A 20670-nucleotide genomic window follows, 5' to 3' on the forward strand; every position below is an offset into this window, starting at 1 on the left:
ACGCCCGCCTAGAAATTAACTATTTGAAATCAATCAATTTGATTGAAAGCAAATGTTATTTCTTGTCGTCTTTCACTTCTTCAAATTCAGCATCGACAACGTCATCGGCAGTCGCGTTAGACTGTTTAGCAGCACCTTCTTGTGCGCCGCCTTGAGTTTGAGCTTTAGCCTGAGCGATTTCCATCAGCTTAGCAGACGCTTCAATCAGCGCTTGAGTCGCTTTTTCAATGGCTTCTTTGTCGTTGCCTTTTACAGCAGTTTCAACCGCGCTCATTGCCGCTTCAATCTTAGCTTTGTCTTCGCTTGGCAGTGCATCGCCCGCTTCTTCAACTTGTTTCTTAGTTGCGTGAACTAAGCCGTCAGCTTGGTTGCGAGATTGCACTAACTCTTCAAACTTCTTGTCTTCTTCAGCGTGTGCTTCAGCGTCACGTACCATTTGCGCCACTTCTTCTTCGCTTAAGCCAGAAGAAGCTTTGATGGTGATGTTTTGTTTCTTACCAGTTTTCTTATCGGTGGCAGAAACATGCAGAATACCGTCAGCGTCGATATCGAACATCACTTCGATTTGTGGCATGCCACGTGGTGCTGGCTCAATACCGTCTAAGTTAAATTGACCTAATGACTTGTTAGCGCTCGCTTGCTTACGCTCACCTTGCAGTACGTGAATGGTTACTGCACTTTGGTTGTCATCGGCTGTTGAGAACACTTGCTGTGCCTTAGTCGGAATAGTAGTGTTTTTCTCAATCAGCTTGGTCATTACGCTGCCCATGGTTTCGATACCCAGAGACAGTGGTGTTACGTCTAACAGCAGAACGTCTTTCACGTCGCCTGACAGTACGCCCGCTTGAATCGCAGCACCTACGGCTACGGCTTCGTCTGGGTTTACGTCTTTACGAGGTTCTTTACCGAAGAAGTTAGTCACTGCTTCTTGAACTTTAGGCATACGGGTTTGACCGCCCACTAAAATCACTTCGTTAATGTCTGATACTGATAAGTCAGCGTCAGCCAGTGCCACTTTTAATGGCTCTAAAGTACGAATGATTAAATCTTCAACCAGTGACTCTAACTTAGCACGGGTGATTTTCACCACTAAGTGCTTAGGACCTGTTGCATCTGCAGTGATGTATGGCAGGTTCACTTCTGTTTGGTTGGTGCTTGAAAGCTCAATCTTCGCCTTTTCAGCCGCTTCTTTCAGACGTTGCATTGCTAATGGATCTTTACGCAGATCTAAGCCTTGCTCTTTCTTGAATTCGTCAGCTAAGTAGTTGATTAAACGGTTGTCAAAGTCTTCACCACCTAAGTGAGTGTCACCGTTAGTCGCTAATACTTCGAAGGTTTGGTCGCCGTCGTTGCTGTCGATTTCGATGATAGAGATATCGAATGTACCACCACCTAAGTCGTACACTGCAACGATGTTGTCGCCTTGCTTCTTGTCGATACCGTAGGCCAGTGCTGCAGCCGTTGGTTCGTTGATAATACGTTTAACTTCAAGACCTGCGATGCGGCCCGCATCTTTAGTGGCTTGACGTTGTGAATCGTTAAAGTATGCAGGAACGGTGATTACCGCTTCTGTCACTTCTTCACCTAAGAAGTCTTCTGCTGTTTTCTTCATCTTTTTCAAGATTTCAGCAGAAACTTGTGGTGGAGCCATTTTGTTGCCACGTGATTCAACCCAAGCATCACCATTGTCGGCTTGGATAATTTTGAATGGCATGATGTTCACGTCACGTTGAACTTCGTCATCTTTGAAGCGACGACCGATCAAACGCTTGATCGCGAAGAATGTGTTATTTGGGTTAGTTACAGCTTGGCGTTTTGCTGGCTGACCCACGATGGTCTCATCATCGGTGTAAGCGATGATAGACGGAGTTGTGCGATCGCCTTCAGCATTCTCTAATACGCGTGCTTTGCCACCATCGAGGACAGCTACACAAGAGTTTGTTGTGCCTAAGTCGATACCAATAATTTTACCCATGAGGTCCTCCGAAAAATTTCTGTCAAACTAAATTAATAAGTTGGTTTTGATATGGGGCCGGACGCATTTTTTTCAAGTCCACTGTTGGCCACCTTCTCAGCCTTAACACCTATATTGGGACAGGGAATTTAATTACAAGGGCCATACAAAAAATTTTCTGATTTATCTTTTCGAAAAACTCAGCTGTATAAAATATTCAAAACGGTAAAATCCGCTTGCATATCAACAATAGCTGTTATTCAATCTGCGCACATTGAGTGGCGGTTTAAGTGCATAAGGTAAGAGTGTGAAATCTTCAAATTTGGCGTATGTGTACGGCATGGGTGCGGTATTCCTCTGGTCGACGGTGGCAACCGCCTTTAAGATTGCCCTCGGATTTTATAGCCCGTTGCAACTGGTGTTTGTGGCGGTACTCACCTCTATCGTCGCCCTTGGCGCCATTCTCGCTTGGCAAAAAAAGCTACCGCTACTTAAAGCGCAGCTGTTGCGTCGCCCGACTTTTTATCTGATCACTGGGCTGATTAATCCCTTTCTTTATTATGTGGTGCTGTTTAAAGCCTATTCACTGTTACCCGCCCAGCAGGCGCTCTCACTTAATTACACGTGGGCGGTATTGCTACCGCTGTTAGCTGCGCCACTGCTGAAACAACATTTGCGTAAGAGCGATATGATTGCGGCACTGATTGCCTACTCTGGGGTATTTATTATTGCCACCGGCGGCGATATCAGCGGTTTTCGCTTCGATAGCCCCCTTGGCATTGGGCTGGCGCTGACTAGCACCCTGCTCTGGTGCCTATATTGGATTGTGAACACCAAAGATCAAGGCGACCCCGTCGTCAGCCTACTGTTGAGCTTTTTAATCGGTTTACCCTTTATTACCATCACGCTGTTACTTACCGATGCGATCCCTAGCTTTAGCATTAAAGCCGTGATGGCGGGGATGTATGTCGGCTTATTTGAAATGGGGATTACCTTTGTACTCTGGTTAATGGCGCTTAAAACCGCGACTCGCACGGCCAATATCAGTACCTTAGTGTTTTTATCGCCGGTGATGTCGATTGGTTTTATCGCTTGGATTTTACAAGAGACCATCGCGACAGCAACCTACATTGGCCTAGGTTTTATTTTAAGCGGCATGATGTTGCAGCAATTATTCCCGCGCTATCTGGAGCGCAAAACCAAACTCAATACCAAACTTGCGGACTAAGCAACAGATAAGGTGCCTTACTCGGGTATAGATAATTTATGCCCGAGCTAACATTTTAAACGCCAATAAAGAGCTACTATGGCGGACTTTTATTGCCCCAGAAATTGACGCAAGGAGTAAAGCATGACACCTGCCGTACAAATGGCAAAGAAAGCCAAAATCCCCTTTGAAATCTTAGAATACAGCCACGACCCACACTGCGCCGCCTACGGCGAAGAAGCCGCCAATGTGTTAGGCCTCGCTCCCGCGCAGGTATTTAAAACCTTACTGGTCGCGACCGATAAAGCGCATCCGCCGCTTGCGGTTGCGCTCGTTCCGGTTGATCATCAACTCAATTTAAAAGCCGTAGCCAAATGTTTAGGCCAGAAAAAACTGCAAATGGCCGATGCGGATTTAGCGCAAAAGTCTTCCGGCTATTTGGTTGGAGGGATCAGCCCGTTAGCGCAAAAGAAGCAACTGCCAACGCTGATTGATGAAACTGCGAAGCAATTTGACAAAATCTATGTCAGTGCTGGTCGCCGTGGGCTTGAGATATGTCTCGCAGCAAATGACTTAGCGAAGTTGTGCCGCGGATCATTTGCCGATATTAAAACCCTATAACTTAAACTCGGCCTAGAAAATTCTTTTACACGCTATCCATAAAACCATTGAAAAGCCTCCCTTAACCGTCTATAAATTAAACAATCGGTTAAGTGACTAAGGATAGTCATATGGAAAAATCAACCCATTGGAATCAAGAAGATGGCATAACCCCTATCGGTTGGGTTGCCATGCTGGTGTGTATCGCCCTTTTTATCTACGAGCATTTTTGGGGGAATGGTTTTACCACCATGGTGGTGATGCTCTATTGCAGCTTTTTACTTCCGTCGGTATTACTGACTCGCAAAGTGCAAGAGAAGTATTTTCTCTATACCTTGGAATATATCCGGCCCTTTCGAAAATTCACCACAGTGATGTCAATCGCTTTTGTATGTTTATGGCTGATTGCCACCTATACCCCACTTATCCACTAAGATAAAGATTTACCACTAAAAAGCCGCTTTTCAGCGGCTTTTTAGTGTACCAATCAGGCTATGAACGACTCGTATAATCGCCCCACGCTAACCACTTATAGGTGGTTAGCGCCTCAAGCCCCATTGGACCACGGGCATGGAGCTTTTGCGTACTTACAGCCACCTCGGCACCTAGGCCAAATTGGCCGCCATCGGTAAAGCGGGTACTGGCATTTACATACACAGCTGCCGAATTCACCTCATTCATAAAATACGTTGCAGCATGGATATCATCGGTCAGAATCGCCTCCGAGTGCCCACTAGAATAGGTACGGATATGGGCAATTGCTGCATCAATATCATTCACTACTTTAATGCCTAAGGTCAAAGATAACCATTCAGTCGCAAAACTTTGCTCCGTTGCAGGGGAAATATCAAAACCCAACCCATCGAGCAGAGCATAGCTTTGTTCACACACCGAAAAACGCACACCTAAACGATGTAAATACTCGGCAATTTGTGGCACAAAGCGCTCGGCAACGGCGTTATCCACCAGCAAGGTATCCAGAGCGTTGCATACCGTTGGACGCTGCACTTTTGCGTTAGCAATGACCTCGAGGGCCCGCTCAAGATCGGCATGTTTATCGACATACAAATGGCAGATCCCAATGCCACCTAAAATCACCGGAATTGTCGCTTGCTCGGCGCAAAGGCGCTGTAAGGCTTGCCCGCCACGGGGAACAATCATATCGACATATTGGTCGAGCTTGAGTAGCCCTGTGACTAAGGCCCTATCGGAAGAATCAATCAATTGCACCGCATCGACAGGCAACCCTTGGCTTGCAATCGCGCCACGGATCACTTCACTAATCAGTTTGTTAGATTCAAGAGTCTCTTTTCCGCCGCGCAAAATCACCGCATTACCAGTTTTAAGTGCCAATACCGCAATATCGACCGTCACATTCGGCCGCGCCTCATAGATAACCCCAATCACGCCCAGCGGTACGCGGCGGCGCGTGAGCCTTAACCCATTGTCCAACACTCGGCTGCCAAACTCTTCGCCAACGGGATCGGCAAGACGCACCACATCACCAATATCACCGATAATCCCCGCCAGACGCGACTCGTTAAGCAACAATCTATCGATCATCGCATCATTCAAGCCTTCAGCCTTAGCGGCTGCAACATCTTTGGCGTTAGCCGCAAGAATCGCCAGAGTGTTCTGCGTCAGGGCCTCGGCAATCGCCTCGAGTAAATCCGCTTTCTGTGCGGCGCTAAGATTCGCTAAGGCATAGCTGGCTTGCTTAGCCTGACTGCCCAGTTGTTGTAAATATTGCGCTTGATTAGTTTGACTCAAAACAGACCTCGCTTATAAGACGACCATGTCGTTGCGGTGCACTATTGCGTCACCATAATCGTAACCGAGCACAGACTCGATTTCGTCGGAATGTTTACCCGCAATTAACCCTAAGGCCTCACCACAATAGCGGGTGATGCCTCTGGCAATGATTTTGCCTTTTTGGTCAACCAATTGCAGGGTTGCACCACGTTCAAATTCCCCTCTAACGCCAATAATCCCCTTAGAGAGCAGACTGCGACCTTTTTCGGTCACGGCTTTCACCGCGCCCGCATCGAGCACCAGAGAACCTTGGGCGGCGGGTCCCGCTAAAATCCACTGTTTACGGCTCTCTAACGGATTTTCGATCGCACTAAAATGGGTGCCAATGGATTCTTTAGCGACCACCTTTTTAATCACATCAGGATGATGGCCCGAGGCAATGACCACTTCAATCCCCGCACGACGAGCAATATCCGCAGCTTCAAGCTTAGTCGACATCCCCCCGGTGCCTAACCCCGAGACCGAACCACCCGCTAACAGGCGCAAACTGTCATCAATTTTCTCAACCTGCGAAATCAGTTTGGCATTGGGATTGGTGCGTGGATCGGCATCGAATAAGCCCTTTTGATCCGTCAACAAAATCAACAGATCAGCATCACACAGCAATGCTGCGCGCGCTGACAAGTTGTCGTTGTCACCCACTTTGATTTCGTTAGTTGCAACCGCATCATTTTCATTGATGATGGGGATAATATTGTGTGCCAGCAAGGCATTAAGCGTATCGCGGGCATTCAAATAGCGCTCTCTATCGTGTAGGTCTGCACGGGTCAGCAGCAATTGCCCCACATGCAAACCGTAGATGCTAAAGAGTTGCGCCCAAGCGAGAATAAGCTGACTCTGCCCGACAGCAGCTAATAACTGTTTGTTAGCCATAGTGTCGGGCAATACCGGGTATTGGAGATGTTCGCGTCCTGCGGCAATTGCCCCAGAAGTACATAATACGACTTCGACCCCTGATCTCATCAGTGCGGCCATTTGACGAGCAAGCTCAACCATATGCGCTTTATCTAGCTGTTTACTGCCAGAAGTCAGCACACTCGTCCCCAACTTCACCACCACGCGGCGATACGCTATCTCACTTAAGTTCATTATTCATTTGTAGAAAATAACCGGACAATCCTTATACCTAATCCGCTAGATAATTGGTAGTCAGAGGGCAGGATGCGGGTAGAAATTTTCAATTCTGCTTGGGATCGCGCATTAAAAAGGGCCATCGATTAGATGACCCTCAAAAATATCCCTTAAACGGCAACTCGTTCTAAGTATCAGCCGTAAATAAATTTCGCAATAAACATCGCCGCGAGCACAAGCACACCGATATTTAAATCGCTAAACCGACCCGTTAACAGCTTGATGGCCGCATAGGAAATAATTCCCAGTGCAATCCCCGTCGCAATCGAGAAGGTCAGCGGCATCAGGATACACACCACGACTACAGGCGCAGCCTCAGTTAAGTCTTCCCATTCAACGTGAACCAACCCTGACATCATCAGAATAGCCACATAGAACAGCGTACCTGCCGTGGCATAGGCGGGGATCATCCCTGCTAAAGGCGATAAAAATAATGCCAAGATAAACAGCAAACCAACCACGACCGCCGTTAAGCCAGTTCGACCACCCGCACTCACCCCAGCAGTGCTTTCAATATAACTGGTGGTGGTAGAAGTCCCCAAAGCTGCTCCCGCAATCGTCGCTAAACTGTCAGCGGTTAAGGCACGATTTAATCGAGGTAAACGGCCTTTTTCATCGAGAAAACCACCACGCTGAGCAACCGCAACTAAGGTGCCTGAAGTATCAAATAAATCCACAAATAAGAAGGCAAACACCACTGAGAGCATAGTTACTTCAAACACTTGGGATAAATCCATCGCTATAAACGTGGGCGCAATTGAAGGCGGCATAGAGACGATGCCGTTGTAATGTACATCGCCAAACACCAATCCAAGCCCAGTAATGATCAGGATACTTAAAATCACCGCTGACTTCATGCCACGCTGCACCATAGCAATAATCAGGAAGAAGCCTAATACCGCCATCACCGCCGGAAACGCAGTAATATCGCCCATGGTCACTAATGTTGCAGGGCTTGCCACCACAATACCTGCACTCTTAAGGCCGATCAGCGCTAAGAACAGACCAATACCCGCAGCAATACCAATACGCAGCGACATAGGAATACTGTTAACAATCCACTCGCGAATACGCACTAAAGATAGGATCAGAAAGCAGATCCCCGATAAGAAAACCGCACCGAGTGCCGTTTCCCAGCTGTAGCCCATCTCACCCACCACTGTGTAGGTAAAAAAGGCATTGAGTCCCATACCTGGGGCGAGCGCGATAGGATAATTCGCCATCAGCCCCATCACGATACAACCTACGGCCGCAGCTAGACAGGTAGCCACAAACACGGCGCCATGATCCATACCCGCATCGGCTAACATCATGGGATTCACAAAAATGATGTAGGCCATCGTCATAAATGTTGTCAAACCTGCTATCGCTTCCTGCTTGAGGCTCGTTTGATTTTGTTTCAGTTTGAACAGCTTTTCTAACATGGAACTGGGTTCCTTTTATTTTTAAGTAGGTAGGGTCTAAAAATGTAAACACTATGTAGCGGTGTTTTTCGCAGGGGATTATAGGGAGTTTGTGCTGGTCAGGCCAGAAAATTGATGGAGATTTTATTGATAGAAATCGCTAAACAGAACAAAAAACCACCGCACTTAATTTACATTAAAGTTCACTGTAAATAGGGGTTAGCATACCAGTCTTAATCTAGGAAAATTCAAACGTCGTTCAGGATTAACAGCGTATTGTTTTTAAAGTGAAATAATCACAAAACAGTACAATGGTTTTCCCATACAGGCATATTAGGCTGCATCTGCGCAGCCAATGGGATTTAAGTCGATAGCAAAAAGCCGGTGCCCTTAAGGGCACCGGCTTTTTGAGTTCAACGGGGAAAATGCTTAAAAGCGATAGTTAAAGCTGACGGTAAAGTTGCGTGGAGCACCGTAGTGATACGCACTGTAAGCTAAGCCAGACGCTGTCATATAGGCATAGTATTTCTCATCCAACAGATTCTCTAGGTTAAACTGCAAATCCATGTCTTCAGCCAGATCGTAGCGCGCCATTAGATTCACTAAGGAATAGCCACCCTGTTTGATTGTTGTACCACCACCCTCTGAGTAACTGTCACTTTGCCAATTCACCCCACCACCTATGGTTAACTCAGGCAATAAGTCCACAAATTGATAGGTGGTAAACAGTTTAAATTGCTTCTGCGGACTGGTAGTTGCGACTCGCTTACCCTCTGCATCTTCGGCATTAAATTGCGAGTAACCCGCAGAGATATTCCAGCCATCGGCAGGCTCACCAACGACTTCTAACTCAAAACCCTTACTCTTAGTGCCTTGTGCAGCCTCATAGTAATTCACGGGTTGACCACCGATAACAATCGTTCCGGCTAAGGTTGCCAAGTTATCTTGGTCAATTTGGAACAAGGCCACTGTGGTATGTAAGCGATCGTCAAGATAGGAACTCTTCAAACCTAATTCGTAGGCTTTGCCCTCTAATGGGTCTAAGTATTCTTGATTGGCATCGAAATAATTCTGCGGATTAAAAATCTCGGTATAACTGGCGTAAATCCGGTGCTCTTTATTGATATCGTATAAAGCGCCAACATAGGGCACAAACACGCCATCATCACCAAAGTTAGTATCGGTACCATAGCTCACGCCTTCACGGTTCCAGCTTGAAATACGTCCACCGGCAATCAGTTTAAAATCATCGGTAATGGTCAAGCGGGTCGCCGCGTAGAAACCTTTTTGCTCGGTATCCATATTCAGTTGACGGTTCGCATTGCTCGACCATTCAGGCTCAGCAAACTGATTTTGTTGCCATTCGTAGAAGTTATCGACCACTTGTGAGTCCCAACCCGTCATATTGTCACGGATAGGCTCATAGGTATCAGCGTAGGATTTTTGCTTACTATACAAAGCGCCCGTCACAAACTCATGGGTTTGACCAAAGAGGTCATAGTCGCCCTTAAGCTGCACATCAAAGTTATTCGAGTTACTTTCACCATGGCTGTGATAACGCTGGCCACTAAGCCCCGCACCCGTGTCTTTATCGAGTAAACCCGACATGTAAATCATCTTAGTGGTGGTTTCATATTCCATGCGGTTGTAGTTAGCCACCACTTGCCAGCCATTGCTAAAGTAATGATTTAGGTTAGCAAAGTAGTTAATGTTTTTAGTTTCCCAGCGGCTCCAATCGGCGGCTGTAGTGGTCGATGTATCCCAATCTGTGGCAGAACCATCGCTAAAGACGGCGGGCAATGCGCCCCACATCGCCCCCTTCGGATCGTTGTGGTTATAGCTACCACCGACACGCAGTAAAGTGTTGGCGGTGATATCGCTATCGACAACACCATAGAGAATGGTTTTACGGTCTTGATACAGATCTTGATAGGAATCGCTATTCACATACTTAGCGACCAAACGGCCACGCACACTGCCGTCTTCATTCAGACCATTAGACACATCCGCAGTGACTTGTTTTTTATCCCAACTTCCAGTGGCGACATCCACATAACCTTTAAGATCAGAACTGTCAGCATGCTTACGCACTAAGTTAATCGAGGCAGAAGGATCGCCAGCGCCGGTTAATAATCCGGTAGCACCACGAACGACTTCAACGCGCTCGTAGATAGACACATCTGATACCGTTTCACCAGCATCGCCGCCTAAACTCCAAGATAAAGGCACGCCATCAATTTGATAATTTTGCACGGTAAAACCGCGGGCCGAAAAACCGTTACGCACGTTATCAGTTTTTGAGGAAGACAAACCCACAGTGTTATTGACTACATCGACCACAGTATTTAACGCCTGATCTTCAATTCGATCCGCCGTCATGATGCTGACCGACTGAGGCGTTTCCCGCAGCGAGAGTCCGAGACCTGTCGCGGTATCAATATTGCGATTCACAGTGTATTTACCCATCACTGTGATTTTTTCGATATTTTGATCTTGTGCCTCTGTTTTAGAAGAGGTTTGTTCTTCGGCCATCAATGCCAAAGGATTCAAGGCTAGTGTGACCGCAGCCGCCAGAGGAAGTAGATTAAAACGCATAGTCGTTCAGCAAGTTTCGTCAAGGTGCGCATACGGTAACACCATTGAGAACGATTTGCATTTGTATTTTATGTGACAAATGTAACAAATTCATCATTCTTAAGTCGTACAAAAAGATGAATAGATTAATGACAAGGTTTTATGTTTTAAAAACAACTAATTAAATTAACTATTGCGAAGAGTACTCATCGCAAGATGGCCGCAAAAAATTTTACGTTTATGGGAAGGAATGAGAGGCATTGCGTCATAACGACAGAAAAAGCTTAAAAAAAAGCCTGCTCAATGAGCAGGCAAGACATGTTTCAAGCGTCCCTTTCGGGGAAGTACATTACCGCGCTAGCGGGAAAAACCTGGCATACCCATGCAAAAACACCGATATGCTACTTGAGTCTAAACACGCCCAAAAAGGCGATACAAAGGTTGATGGATGATGGAAACTAGATTTAAAGGGATAGTTAGCCCTTAAAGCTCATAGCGAATAAACCGCCACGCAAAACATCAGTGTTAAACCAAGTATTTTGCCAATAAAAATGGTTGTTGCCTGTATAAGACATAGTCAATTACTCCTAAGTAAAGTTGAGATTAAGTACTCTAGTAAAGCTTGGCTCGGTTCCTTGGAACTAGAGATTCTCAAATCCGTTGAGACGACTTGTCACTCGGGTCCTTGGAGAAGGGTATCCATCCTGGATAGACTAGAGGGGAAAGGCTTAATGCCCTGTCCACGAAAACTATTATATGTTTCCGTAGTTTTATTACAAGCTTTTTTTGTATTTATTTTGATTAAGGCTTTTTAATGTAATTAAATTACACAAACTATCAAAAATATTGGCGACCTGCATCACATAAAAACAGAAATAATCCTGTAACCACCTAATAAATAAGATATTACAGAATTATTTCTATTTGTTACGTTATTTCGTTAACGATTGATCAGATATTGATACAAACTAACCAAGGGGCTGGCAGTGGGTTTACCGTAGAGCGGATCGCCCTCTGTGGCACTGCCCGCAATATCTAAGTGTGTGTAAGCTAAAGGAATAGCGGCATTAACACCGTGTTCAAACAGACCTGACGCCTTAAGTAGAAAGGCTGCAGGATATTGATGCCCGCGGGCAGTTACTGAAGACGGCGCATTGTTTGAAGATAAAATATCAGCCGCCCCAGACACTTCGCGGATCTTGGCAAAATCCTCACGGCGTAATGTGGAAACCTCAAAGGGTTCGCCCCAGTGGCTCGCTTGTGACGCAAGTGTCTGCGCGCACAGTGCACCACTGGCGACCGCGTTTTCAACCGCTGCGGGATAATTACCATAGCAGCGCACCACATGTCCCGTGAGCGTCGCAACCGAAAACAGCTCAGGCTTAACAGCCGTTACCGCTTTAATACGCAGATGACTGAGCAAATCAGCCAGCACTAAACGACCTTCAGCGTCGGTATTACCAATGCGTACCCGCACGCCCGCATGGCTGGTGATAATTTCATCGGTGACAAACGCTTCGCTGCCAATGCTATTACGCACTAAACCCAGTTCGGCAATCACCCGGATCCCTTTAGGCTTAAGCATAGACAAGGTTTTAAATAACCCAGCCACAGCAGAGGCGCCGCCTTTATCGCGGCTCATGCCGGCCATTGCGCCGCCGACTTTCAGATCGGCACCGCCCGTATCGTAGACCACGCCTTTGCCAGCAAATAAGAAGGTACGAGTAATCTCACCTTCGGGCAGATATTCGAGTTTCACCACCCGCGGTTGATGACGGCCAACCGCAAAGGAAGAACGCGCCACCGCACTTAATAGTGGATAATCCCGTTCAAGGATATCCCGATCTTCCACCACTGCGGTTTTAATCACACTGTCTTTAAAGGCTTGCAAACAATATTCGGCAAAGGCCTTCGCCGACATACGCTCAGGTTCAGTACCACATAAATCCCGCGCTAATATGCGGCCCGCTTCTAATGCGTTGAGCAAATGACTCTTTTCAGATGATAACGACAATAAACCTATCGCTTCAAAGGCCGGCATTAAGCCTGTCGCCTCACGTAACTCTAAGGTTTGCCATAATTCTTGACCACAGGCCAACGCCGCGACTTCGGTCGCAAAACCAAACTTAGGGGTTGCTGAAGGAACAACATAAAGCAGCGGACGCTTAGCACCCGCGTCTTTGGCAATAGCAATCGCAACTCTTGCCGCATCGCCATAAATACGCACATCGGCATAATCATCAGTCACTTGAGTGACGGGCGCTATGATTAAACGGCCACCGGCTAAACCCGGTGCAAATAGTAACGTCGGGCTCTTACCAACCCGCTTATCGACCTTAGCACCGTGCTCGGCCAACAAACTGATCTCATCAATTCCGATAGAAACGAGATCCGGTGTGACCACCACAACCGCATCCCAACCTTCGCCATCAAAAATGGCATTTTCTGCTTGTACATCAATAAAGTTAACTTGAAACATGACCCATCCTTTTTCATTATTGTGCCAGCATTATTCCCGCTATAACGCTTAATTACCAATCAAAAAATCGCTTTGCCACTATCGAAAATACAGAGGGTGGCAACTTTCGCTGCCACAAACGCACACGGAGTTATCGAGATGATTAATCGCCCGAGCAGAATGTGTTAGGATTAGCCCAAATTTGCCCCATACCCACAAGACCTGATGAGGGACCTTCTGTGACAGCGTTAAGTCAGTTATACCCACAGCCTTTATGGCAATGGTTCGAACAAATCTGTGCGATTCCCCACCCATCCAAATATGAACAAGCACTCAGCCAACACATCCAAGCCTGGGCTAAGAGCAAACAACTCGATGTAGTAGAAGATGCCGTCGGCAATTTAATCATTCGCAAACCCGCAACTGCGGGAATGGAAGATCGTAAAGTCGTTGTGATCCAAGCCCATATCGATATGGTGCCGCAAAAAAATGCCGACAAAGTGCATGACTTTACCAAAGATCCTATCGAAGCCTATGTTGACGGTGACTGGGTAAAAGCCAAAGGCACAACCTTAGGCGCCGACAATGGCATTGGTATGGCATCGGCCTTAGCGATTTTAGGCTCAGATGACATCAAACACGGTCCACTCGAAGTACTGCTCACCATTGACGAAGAAGCGGGCATGACAGGCGCCTTTGGACTACAAGCAGGTATGCTCGATGCTGAAATTTTGATCAACACAGACTCAGAGCAAGAAGGTGAGATCTACATGGGCTGCGCTGGCGGCGTCGATGCTCAGATCACTTTGCCTATGGTATGGCAAGCGTCGGAGCAAAGTTATGCATCATTTAGCCTGCATTTATCGGGCTTAAAAGGTGGTCACTCTGGGGTCAACATCCATTTGGGTCGGGGTAACGCCAACAAGATTTTAGCGCGCTTCCTGTTCGAAAATGCCGATGAATTAGCCCTAGAGTTAACCCAATTTACCGGTGGTTCACTGCGTAATGCTATCCCACGCGAAGCCAATATCAGCTTTATGTTACCTGCTGAAAATGTCGATGCACTGAATGAAAAAGTACGTGCTTTTGAAGCCTTAGTCCGCGCCGAACTGGCCATTGCCGACCCAGACATGCGCTTAGTGTTGAGCGAAATCCCAACGCCAAAACGCGTGATGAGTGAAAACAGCCAAAATACCCTTATCGACTTATTGCATGTTTGCCCTAACGGGGTAATGCGCATGAGTGATGAAGTAACTGGCGTAACCGAAACCTCACTCAACGTTGGTGTGATCAGCACTAACGATGAAGAAGTCAGCATTCTTTGCTTAATTCGCTCGCTCATCGATTCTGGCCGTAGCCAAGTTGAAGGCATGCTTACTGCGTTAACCAACTTAGCGGGTGCAGATATTGAACTTAGCGGCGCTTACCCGGGTTGGAAGCCAGACAACACTTCGCCGGTGATGGCAATTGTGCGTGAAACCTATGAGTCAATCTACAACAAAGAACCCGTTATCATGGTGATCCACGCTGGCCTTGAATGTGGTCTGTTTAAAAAGCCCTATCCAGAAATGGACATGGTGTCGATTGGCCCGACCATCCGTTATCCGCACGGCCCGGATGAAATGGTCAATATCACCACCGTAGGTCAGTACTGGGATCTACTATTAGCCGTGCTAGAGCGCATTCCTGCTAAGGCCTAAGTAAACTCTCCTCAGACTCAACCGCGCATAGTATGCGCGGTTTTTTTATTTCTTTTCCGTTAGAAATAAAGTGTTAATTCCCATCAACAATTTCGATTCTCTACTATAGTTGTTTAGCAACTCCATAAAACTAGTAGCATTTAGCTACACCGTTATAAACTTGCTCGCTTAAGGAAAGAGATCATGAAACTAGGAAAAATTGTTTCTGCAGCCCTATTGGTTTTCATCAGTCACATGAGTTTTGCCGAAGAAGTGCCGCAAGAAGTCATAGATTTAACAAACACCTTAATGCCATTAGGAAGAGAGCCTGTACTTGTTACAGCAGTAAAAGCACAAAATACTCAGGGAAAAAGTTTAGATTCCATCAAAGAACTCGACCAAAAGTGGATAGCCACTGAAGGTATCGATCCCTTTATGTCATCATTGATGAGTAATGATGCAGCCAAATTCTTAACAACCTTCGAAGCAAGTAAGCCTTATTACCAAGAAATTTTCCTAATGGATAATCAAGGGGCTAACGTCGCTATGACAGCTAAAACCTCTGACTATTGGCAGGGTGATGAAGATAAGTGGCAAAAATCCTTCGCAAATGGAAAAGGGGACAAACATATTGGCCCCGTTAAATTTGATACCAGCTCACAAGCCTATTTAGTGCAAATATCTATCCCTGTTATGGATGGTGACACTGCCATTGGCGCAATAACGATAGGGATTAACCTTGATGAATTTGGCAAGTAAGTACTAACGGCAACATTGATTTTAATACGCTACTCATCCTAGCTGATCTCAAGGAAATCATATATGCGTTGGTATAAGGATCTATCAATAAACCAAAAACTTATCTACCCGAGTCTACTACTTGCTGGGATCGTTATTTTTGCATCTTTCACAGGGATTGTGGGCCTAAAAGCACTAAAACAAAGTGCAGATAAACTGGCATTAGAATATTTACCTAGCCAATCCCTGCTGCTACAAGCGGATAAAGAGTTATACCAAGCGCAAGTGGCAGAAAGAAGTCTAATGTTTGTTAATGTTGGAACAGACTCCTACAACCAACTTTTGAAGCAACACAACCAAAGTATTGAGCTAGTCAACCAACACTTAACACATTTTGCCAAGGTAACAACAAGCCAGCAGGCTCTAAATCAACTCACAGAGTTAACCCAAACCTTTAATGAATGGCAAAAAATAACCAATGAAATTAGTAATCAACGCACTAACAATGGCCGAAATGGTCGCACCACAGCAATAGATTTAAGCTTTGGTCAAGGTGCAACCCTCTTTGATAAGCTCCATGTACATATCAGTCATCTGACCGATGAGCTAAATAGCCATACAAAGGGTGCCGTAGAACAAGTTGAAGCTGATGCCCTAGAAGGACAAAAACTACAACTTGTCGCCCTTGCAATCAGCATTATTATTTGCGCCATCTATGTCATAGCATTACCTAAATTAATTAGTCGGCCACTCGCTGTTTTATTGGCGAAAATTCATGATATTACCGATGGTGATGGAGACTTAAGAGCAAGGATTAACTTAACCTCCAAGGATGAGCTTGGAGACTTAGCCCGTGCCTTTAATCATTTCCTAGACAATCTGCATAGTATTATTTCGCAGTTTAAAGACTCGACCGCCAGGCTTACGCTATCAGCACAAGGGCTTGCCCACGCCAGCGAAATGGCCAAGCAAACCTTAAGGACACAGGAAGAAACGACTCGGAAAGTGGCTGATGCAAGCGACCATATTGCAGCCTCTGTGCAAGAGGTTTCAAGCAGCGCTAACCATGCAGCAGAGGCGGCTAAACAGGCTGACAACTTTACCGCCACAGGCCAAGAAAAAGTACAAAACACCATAGCTGTTATCCGACAACTCGCCCAAGATGTTAGCCAAGCAGAAAACCAAATTAACAAGCTAGAGCTCGAAGGGCAGCACATAGGAAAAGTACTTGAAGTGATTCAAGCTATCGCCGAACAAACCAATTTACTTGCCCTAAATGCTGCTATTGAAGCCGCTCGTGCAGGAGAACAAGGCCGAGGTTTTGCCGTCGTGGCCGATGAAGTGCGCTCACTCGCCTCCAAAACCCATCAATCAACAGAGGAAATAAAACTGATGATAGCGAATGTCCAAAATGGCACTCAAAGTGCCGTTGCAGCAATCAATATCGGTAATCAAAAAGCGATTGCTAGTGTGGAGGCCGCCAGCAATGCTGGAGAAGCTTTGGCTCATATTGCGGAAATGGTGAGCGAAATCAGCGAAATGAATAATCAAATCGCGCTTGCCGCGAAAGCACAGTCAATAATGGAAAACGAAAGCCATCACAATATTCAGCATATTGCAGAGCAATCAGAAGAGAGTCGACATACAACAGACGAAATCCATGCTGCAAGTATCCAACTTTCAACCATGGCGAATGAACTAACAGCCTTAGTCAGCCGCTTTAAGTTATAGCGATTGATAACGTGTAAGGGATGAGATTGATTAAATTGATAACGCGAGTTGGGTTTGCAATGGATCAACCTTCGCAATCGGTGATTTATCAGTAAGTCCCACAGCCACGCCGAGTAGCCGAATCCCCCTCCCTTCTTGCCTTGTCATTGCCAGGGATAATAATTCGTAAAACATCATCACAGACACATCATTACTGCGATGTTCAATGGTTGTTTGTTTAAAGTCACTGAATTTAAGCTTCACCACCTGCTTATGGATTTGTCGATCCTTGGCACTACGACTTAGGCGAGTTGATAACTCTTGTATTAATCCAGGCATCACTTGCTGGCACTGCTCGAGGGTATAAATATCCTGCGCCAACGTAGTTTCAACGCCGACAGATTTACGCTCGCGACTCACTGATAACCCACGCTCATCAATCCCATGGGATCTTTCAATTAATACGGCACCAAATTTGCCAAAACGAGTAATAAGGTCTTGTTTTGGATAAGTTTGTATATCTCCGCAAGTATTTAACCCCAAAGAGGAAAGTTTTTCTGCGGTGACTTTCCCCACACCGGGGATCTTACGTAGGGATAAGGTTTTAATGAACTCAGGAACCTTGTCGGGCGAAATAACATACAAACCATTAGGTTTATTTAAGTCAGAGGCCACCTTGGCGAGGAATTTAACAGGAGCAACGCCAGCCGAAGCAGTAAGCCCTGTTTCGGCCAAAATATCATGGCGAATCGCTTCAGCAATCAGAGTTGCAGAGCCCTTAAACAGCTTGCAATCGCTAACATCTAAGTAGGCTTCATCGAGGGAGAGGGGTTCAATCAATTCAGTGTATCGAGAGAAGATAGCGCGAATTTGTTGCGATATATCCTTATAGACCTGCATTCGACCGGGGACAAGAATTAAGTCTGGGCACAGTTTAAGCGCATAAGCCGTTGCCATAGCGGAGCGCACACCAAATCGGCGCGCTTCGTAATTACAGGTGCTGATAACCCCTCGCCGCTCACGGCTCCCACCAACGGCTAACGGTTTACCACGGTATTCGGGAAAGTCTCGCATTTCCACCGCAGCAAAGTAGCAATCCATATCAACATGAATGATTTTTCGCACTAAAGGTTCCTCCAACACCCAAAATACTGTATATAAAAACAGTAATCAAGTATCTAGGACATATTTACGCAGTCGCGAAGTTCACCTATCGACTCAAGTATCCTTATCCAAGTATAACATTCCCAAAAAAACCAAAGGAGCGCTAAGGCTCCTTTGGTTTTAAAACAACAGCGTTTAAATTTTAAATTGACCAATATTACGTGTCAGTTCTCGAGTTGCTTGCTCAAATCCTTGTAGACTTTGGGAGAGATCTTGGCTTGACAATAGGGATTGATCGGATAAACCACGCACGCTCACCACGTTTTGCGCCACTTCATCGGCAACCACTGCCTGCTGGCCTATCGCCACAGTAATTTCCACCGTTTGCTGCTGGATAGACGTAATCGCACTGGCGATGTCGCTGAGGGCTTGCTCGACTTGCGTGGTTAAGTCTTGCCCTACTCTTGCCTGCTCAACCCCTGATTCCATCACTTGTTCAGCCTGAAGCGCACTTTGTTGCAGGGTTTGGATAATGCCTTGAATATTGGCGGTAGAATCTTGGGTACGCAAAGCCAGCGTGCGCACTTCGTCAGCAACAACGGCGAAGCCTCGACCTTGATCACCCGCCCGCGCCGCCTCGATGGCCGCGTTCAATGCCAGCAAGTTAGTTTGGTCGGCAATATTGCGGATCACGCTCAAGACTTCACCAATTTGTTCTGAGCTGCTTCGTAGCCGCTTAATCACATTAGCCGCTTCGATGACTTGAACCGATAATGCCTTCATCCCTTCGGTCGCACGGGACACGATTTGCGTACCGTCAAGGGCCTGAGTCTGTGCCTTTTCGGCAAAATCATTTGCGCGTTGAGCACTTATCGCCATTTCTTGGCTAGTCTGCGCCATTTGAGTTGCTGCCGTGGCGACAGAATCGATTTGTTGTTTTTGCGATGACACCGACGAGACAGCTAAATCACACACTTGGCGCGCATCCATCACTCCAGTGCCGACCTCTTGGGTTAAGCTACGGGTATGCAGTAACATTTGCTGCACCTTTTCAGCAAAACGATTGAAGGCATCACCCAACTTGCCTAACTCATCTTCGCGCTCCATCAAAATACGTTGGGATAAATCACTGTCACCTTCGGCAATATCTTCCATGGCATCGAGTAATTTGCTGAGCTGGCGTCTAAAGGGTAATAACATCAACCAAACAGTAATCCCCACTAACAGCATGATCCCTAATGCAACAAAACAGGCATTCCAAAAGGCTTTGGTAACAGGCGCTTCAATTACTTCATGGGGCAACATAAAGGCTAAGTGCCATTTCTGCTTAGGATAATCACCGCCTACAGTCACAAAGGTCACTCGCTGTGATACGCCATTAAAACTGACCTCGGCAAACCCCTGAGGCTCGCGCTGCATTTGTTGCATTAATGCTGTAAAACCGGAGGTATCTTTAAATTGGCTATCAACCTGATTAGCAAGTGAGCCCGGCGGGAATTTATCCGAGAATCCAGGGAAATACACAAGCTTACCTTCATCCGTCATCAGGAAGGCTTGGCCATAGTTGCGGTATTTAATCGGTGCTAACAGGTTTTTACCAATGGTATCGATCAGAATATCCATACCACCAATGCCAATAAGTTCGCCATTAGCACTATAGACTGGGGTTTTAACCGTTGCAGAAATAGAACCATCGTTGGCATCGACCGCAGGATCGCCCACAAACAGGCCACGTTGATCAATCGCCTCCTGCCACCAAGGACGCTTATTGGTGTAATAATCAGGATCGCCATCGAAACGGCCATTAAGGTCAAAATACTCAAAGGTGTTTGCCGAACCAAAGAATACTGATTTCACATCGCTATCACGGTCGGAAAACGAGCGAAAATAACGAATAATATCTTGATATTGCTGATCCTGCGCCAGATTACTGCCTCGGGCATGATACTGACTAAACCAGTTGATAAGCCCAGGCTCGGCAAATACCGAGTGGATTACTTGCCCCTTGGCAACAAAGTAACCACCAATCTCATTCGCCTTGAGAGCCACAAGTGCCGAAATGTCGGCATCCACCTGCTTACGTGTATTATTACTTTCTTTATTCACGAGCAAAGCGGCAACTAAAGTAAGCAGTACAGCGAGGGCACCGACGATAGTTACCACTAACTGCAAACTTAGAGAACGTTTTATATACCTCATTCATCTTCCCGTCTGGTTAACCAACCACTTAACATAAAAGCCTGCAAAAACAGACTCACACGGTAACAATTTTTACCCGCCAACAACAGCCAATATGATGA

Annotated in this window: 14 protein-coding genes; 6 read left to right on the forward strand and 8 right to left on the reverse strand. The window is 46.3% G+C overall.

Going from position 1 to position 20670, the window contains the following annotated elements; all coding sequences use genetic code 11:
• Positions 1-55: 55 nt before the first annotated feature.
• Positions 56-1975 carry a molecular chaperone DnaK gene (dnaK, locus tag KXJ80_RS18595; protein ID WP_037414974.1) on the reverse strand — a complete coding sequence of 640 codons (1920 nt, stop codon included), beginning with the start codon at positions 1973-1975 and terminating at the stop codon, positions 56-58.
• Between the two features lie 286 nt (positions 1976-2261).
• Between dnaK and KXJ80_RS18600 the strand changes: the two genes are divergently transcribed.
• The 3 genes from KXJ80_RS18600 to KXJ80_RS18610 all read left to right on the forward strand — a co-directional run bounded on the left by KXJ80_RS18600 (position 2262) and on the right by KXJ80_RS18610 (position 4195).
• Positions 2262-3182: a DMT family transporter gene (locus tag KXJ80_RS18600; RefSeq protein WP_218737238.1), complete on the forward strand. Its 921-nt coding sequence runs from the start codon at positions 2262-2264 to the stop codon at positions 3180-3182.
• Between the two features lie 123 nt (positions 3183-3305).
• The gene (gene ybaK, locus KXJ80_RS18605; protein WP_037414980.1) at positions 3306-3782 is read left to right on the forward strand and encodes a Cys-tRNA(Pro) deacylase; all 477 of its coding nucleotides are present in this window, start codon (positions 3306-3308) and stop codon (positions 3780-3782) included.
• A gap of 110 nt (positions 3783-3892) precedes the next feature.
• Positions 3893-4195: a hypothetical protein gene (locus tag KXJ80_RS18610; protein WP_037414983.1), complete on the forward strand. Its 303-nt coding sequence runs from the start codon at positions 3893-3895 to the stop codon at positions 4193-4195.
• 58 nt (positions 4196-4253) lie between these two features.
• Here the strand turns inward: KXJ80_RS18610 and KXJ80_RS18615 are convergent, their stop codons facing one another.
• The 5 genes from KXJ80_RS18615 to KXJ80_RS18635 form a co-directional block, all read right to left on the reverse strand.
• Positions 4254-5531, reverse strand: a complete 1278-nt coding sequence (locus tag KXJ80_RS18615) for a glutamate-5-semialdehyde dehydrogenase (RefSeq protein ID WP_218737239.1) — start codon at positions 5529-5531, stop codon at positions 4254-4256.
• Between the two features lie 12 nt (positions 5532-5543).
• Positions 5544-6662, reverse strand: a complete 1119-nt coding sequence (gene proB / locus KXJ80_RS18620) for a glutamate 5-kinase (protein ID WP_218737240.1) — start codon at positions 6660-6662, stop codon at positions 5544-5546.
• A 176-nt stretch (positions 6663-6838) separates the two neighbouring features.
• The gene (locus KXJ80_RS18625) at positions 6839-8128 is read right to left on the reverse strand and encodes an NCS2 family permease (RefSeq protein ID WP_218737241.1); all 1290 of its coding nucleotides are present in this window, start codon (positions 8126-8128) and stop codon (positions 6839-6841) included.
• A 408-nt stretch (positions 8129-8536) separates the two neighbouring features.
• On the reverse strand, positions 8537-10702 hold the full coding sequence (locus tag KXJ80_RS18630) for a TonB-dependent siderophore receptor (protein ID WP_218737242.1): 2166 nt from the start codon (positions 10700-10702) through the stop codon (positions 8537-8539).
• Between the two features lie 919 nt (positions 10703-11621).
• Entirely contained in the window at positions 11622-13160 is a 1539-nt protein-coding gene (locus KXJ80_RS18635) for a M17 family metallopeptidase (RefSeq protein WP_218737243.1), read from the reverse strand.
• A gap of 218 nt (positions 13161-13378) precedes the next feature.
• Here KXJ80_RS18635 and KXJ80_RS18640 point away from each other — a divergent pair, with 218 nt between their 5' ends.
• From KXJ80_RS18640 to KXJ80_RS18650, 3 genes are all read left to right on the forward strand, one after another.
• Positions 13379-14839 carry an aminoacyl-histidine dipeptidase gene (locus KXJ80_RS18640; protein WP_218737244.1) on the forward strand — a complete coding sequence of 487 codons (1461 nt, stop codon included), beginning with the start codon at positions 13379-13381 and terminating at the stop codon, positions 14837-14839.
• 183 nt (positions 14840-15022) lie between these two features.
• A complete protein-coding gene (locus KXJ80_RS18645; protein WP_218677770.1) occupies positions 15023-15577 on the forward strand; it encodes a PDC sensor domain-containing protein in 555 nt (184 codons plus the stop codon).
• Positions 15578-15640: 63 nt separating this feature from the next.
• The gene (locus KXJ80_RS18650) at positions 15641-17287 is read left to right on the forward strand and encodes a methyl-accepting chemotaxis protein (protein ID WP_218737245.1); all 1647 of its coding nucleotides are present in this window, start codon (positions 15641-15643) and stop codon (positions 17285-17287) included.
• 30 nt (positions 17288-17317) lie between these two features.
• Here KXJ80_RS18650 and dinB read toward each other — a convergent pair whose 3' ends face one another.
• Both dinB and KXJ80_RS18660 read right to left on the reverse strand, forming a co-directional pair.
• Entirely contained in the window at positions 17318-18391 is a 1074-nt protein-coding gene (gene dinB / locus KXJ80_RS18655; protein ID WP_259474486.1) for a DNA polymerase IV, read from the reverse strand.
• 174 nt (positions 18392-18565) lie between these two features.
• A complete protein-coding gene (locus tag KXJ80_RS18660; protein WP_259474487.1) occupies positions 18566-20569 on the reverse strand; it encodes a methyl-accepting chemotaxis protein in 2004 nt (667 codons plus the stop codon).
• Positions 20570-20670: the final 101 nt, after the last annotated feature.

This window comes from Shewanella xiamenensis (assembly GCF_024971755.1).
Lineage (GTDB): Bacteria > Pseudomonadota > Gammaproteobacteria > Enterobacterales > Shewanellaceae > Shewanella > Shewanella xiamenensis.

What these genes read in the sequence shown, in the direction of transcription:
- KXJ80_RS18660 (WP_259474487.1), bottom strand. Translation starts at nt 20,569, where the DNA reads ATGAGGTATATAAAACGTTCTCTAAGTTTGCAGTTAGTGGTAACTATC.
- KXJ80_RS18610 (WP_037414983.1), top strand. Translation starts at nt 3,893, where the DNA reads ATGGAAAAATCAACCCATTGGAATCAAGAAGATGGCATAACCCCTATC.
- KXJ80_RS18635 (WP_218737243.1), bottom strand. Translation starts at nt 13,160, where the DNA reads ATGTTTCAAGTTAACTTTATTGATGTACAAGCAGAAAATGCCATTTTT.
- ybaK (WP_037414980.1), top strand. Translation starts at nt 3,306, where the DNA reads ATGACACCTGCCGTACAAATGGCAAAGAAAGCCAAAATCCCCTTTGAA.
- KXJ80_RS18650 (WP_218737245.1), top strand. Translation starts at nt 15,641, where the DNA reads ATGCGTTGGTATAAGGATCTATCAATAAACCAAAAACTTATCTACCCG.
- proB (WP_218737240.1), bottom strand. Translation starts at nt 6,662, where the DNA reads ATGAACTTAAGTGAGATAGCGTATCGCCGCGTGGTGGTGAAGTTGGGG.
- dnaK (WP_037414974.1), bottom strand. Translation starts at nt 1,975, where the DNA reads ATGGGTAAAATTATTGGTATCGACTTAGGCACAACAAACTCTTGTGTA.
- KXJ80_RS18630 (WP_218737242.1), bottom strand. Translation starts at nt 10,702, where the DNA reads ATGCGTTTTAATCTACTTCCTCTGGCGGCTGCGGTCACACTAGCCTTG.
- KXJ80_RS18625 (WP_218737241.1), bottom strand. Translation starts at nt 8,128, where the DNA reads ATGTTAGAAAAGCTGTTCAAACTGAAACAAAATCAAACGAGCCTCAAG.
- KXJ80_RS18645 (WP_218677770.1), top strand. Translation starts at nt 15,023, where the DNA reads ATGAAACTAGGAAAAATTGTTTCTGCAGCCCTATTGGTTTTCATCAGT.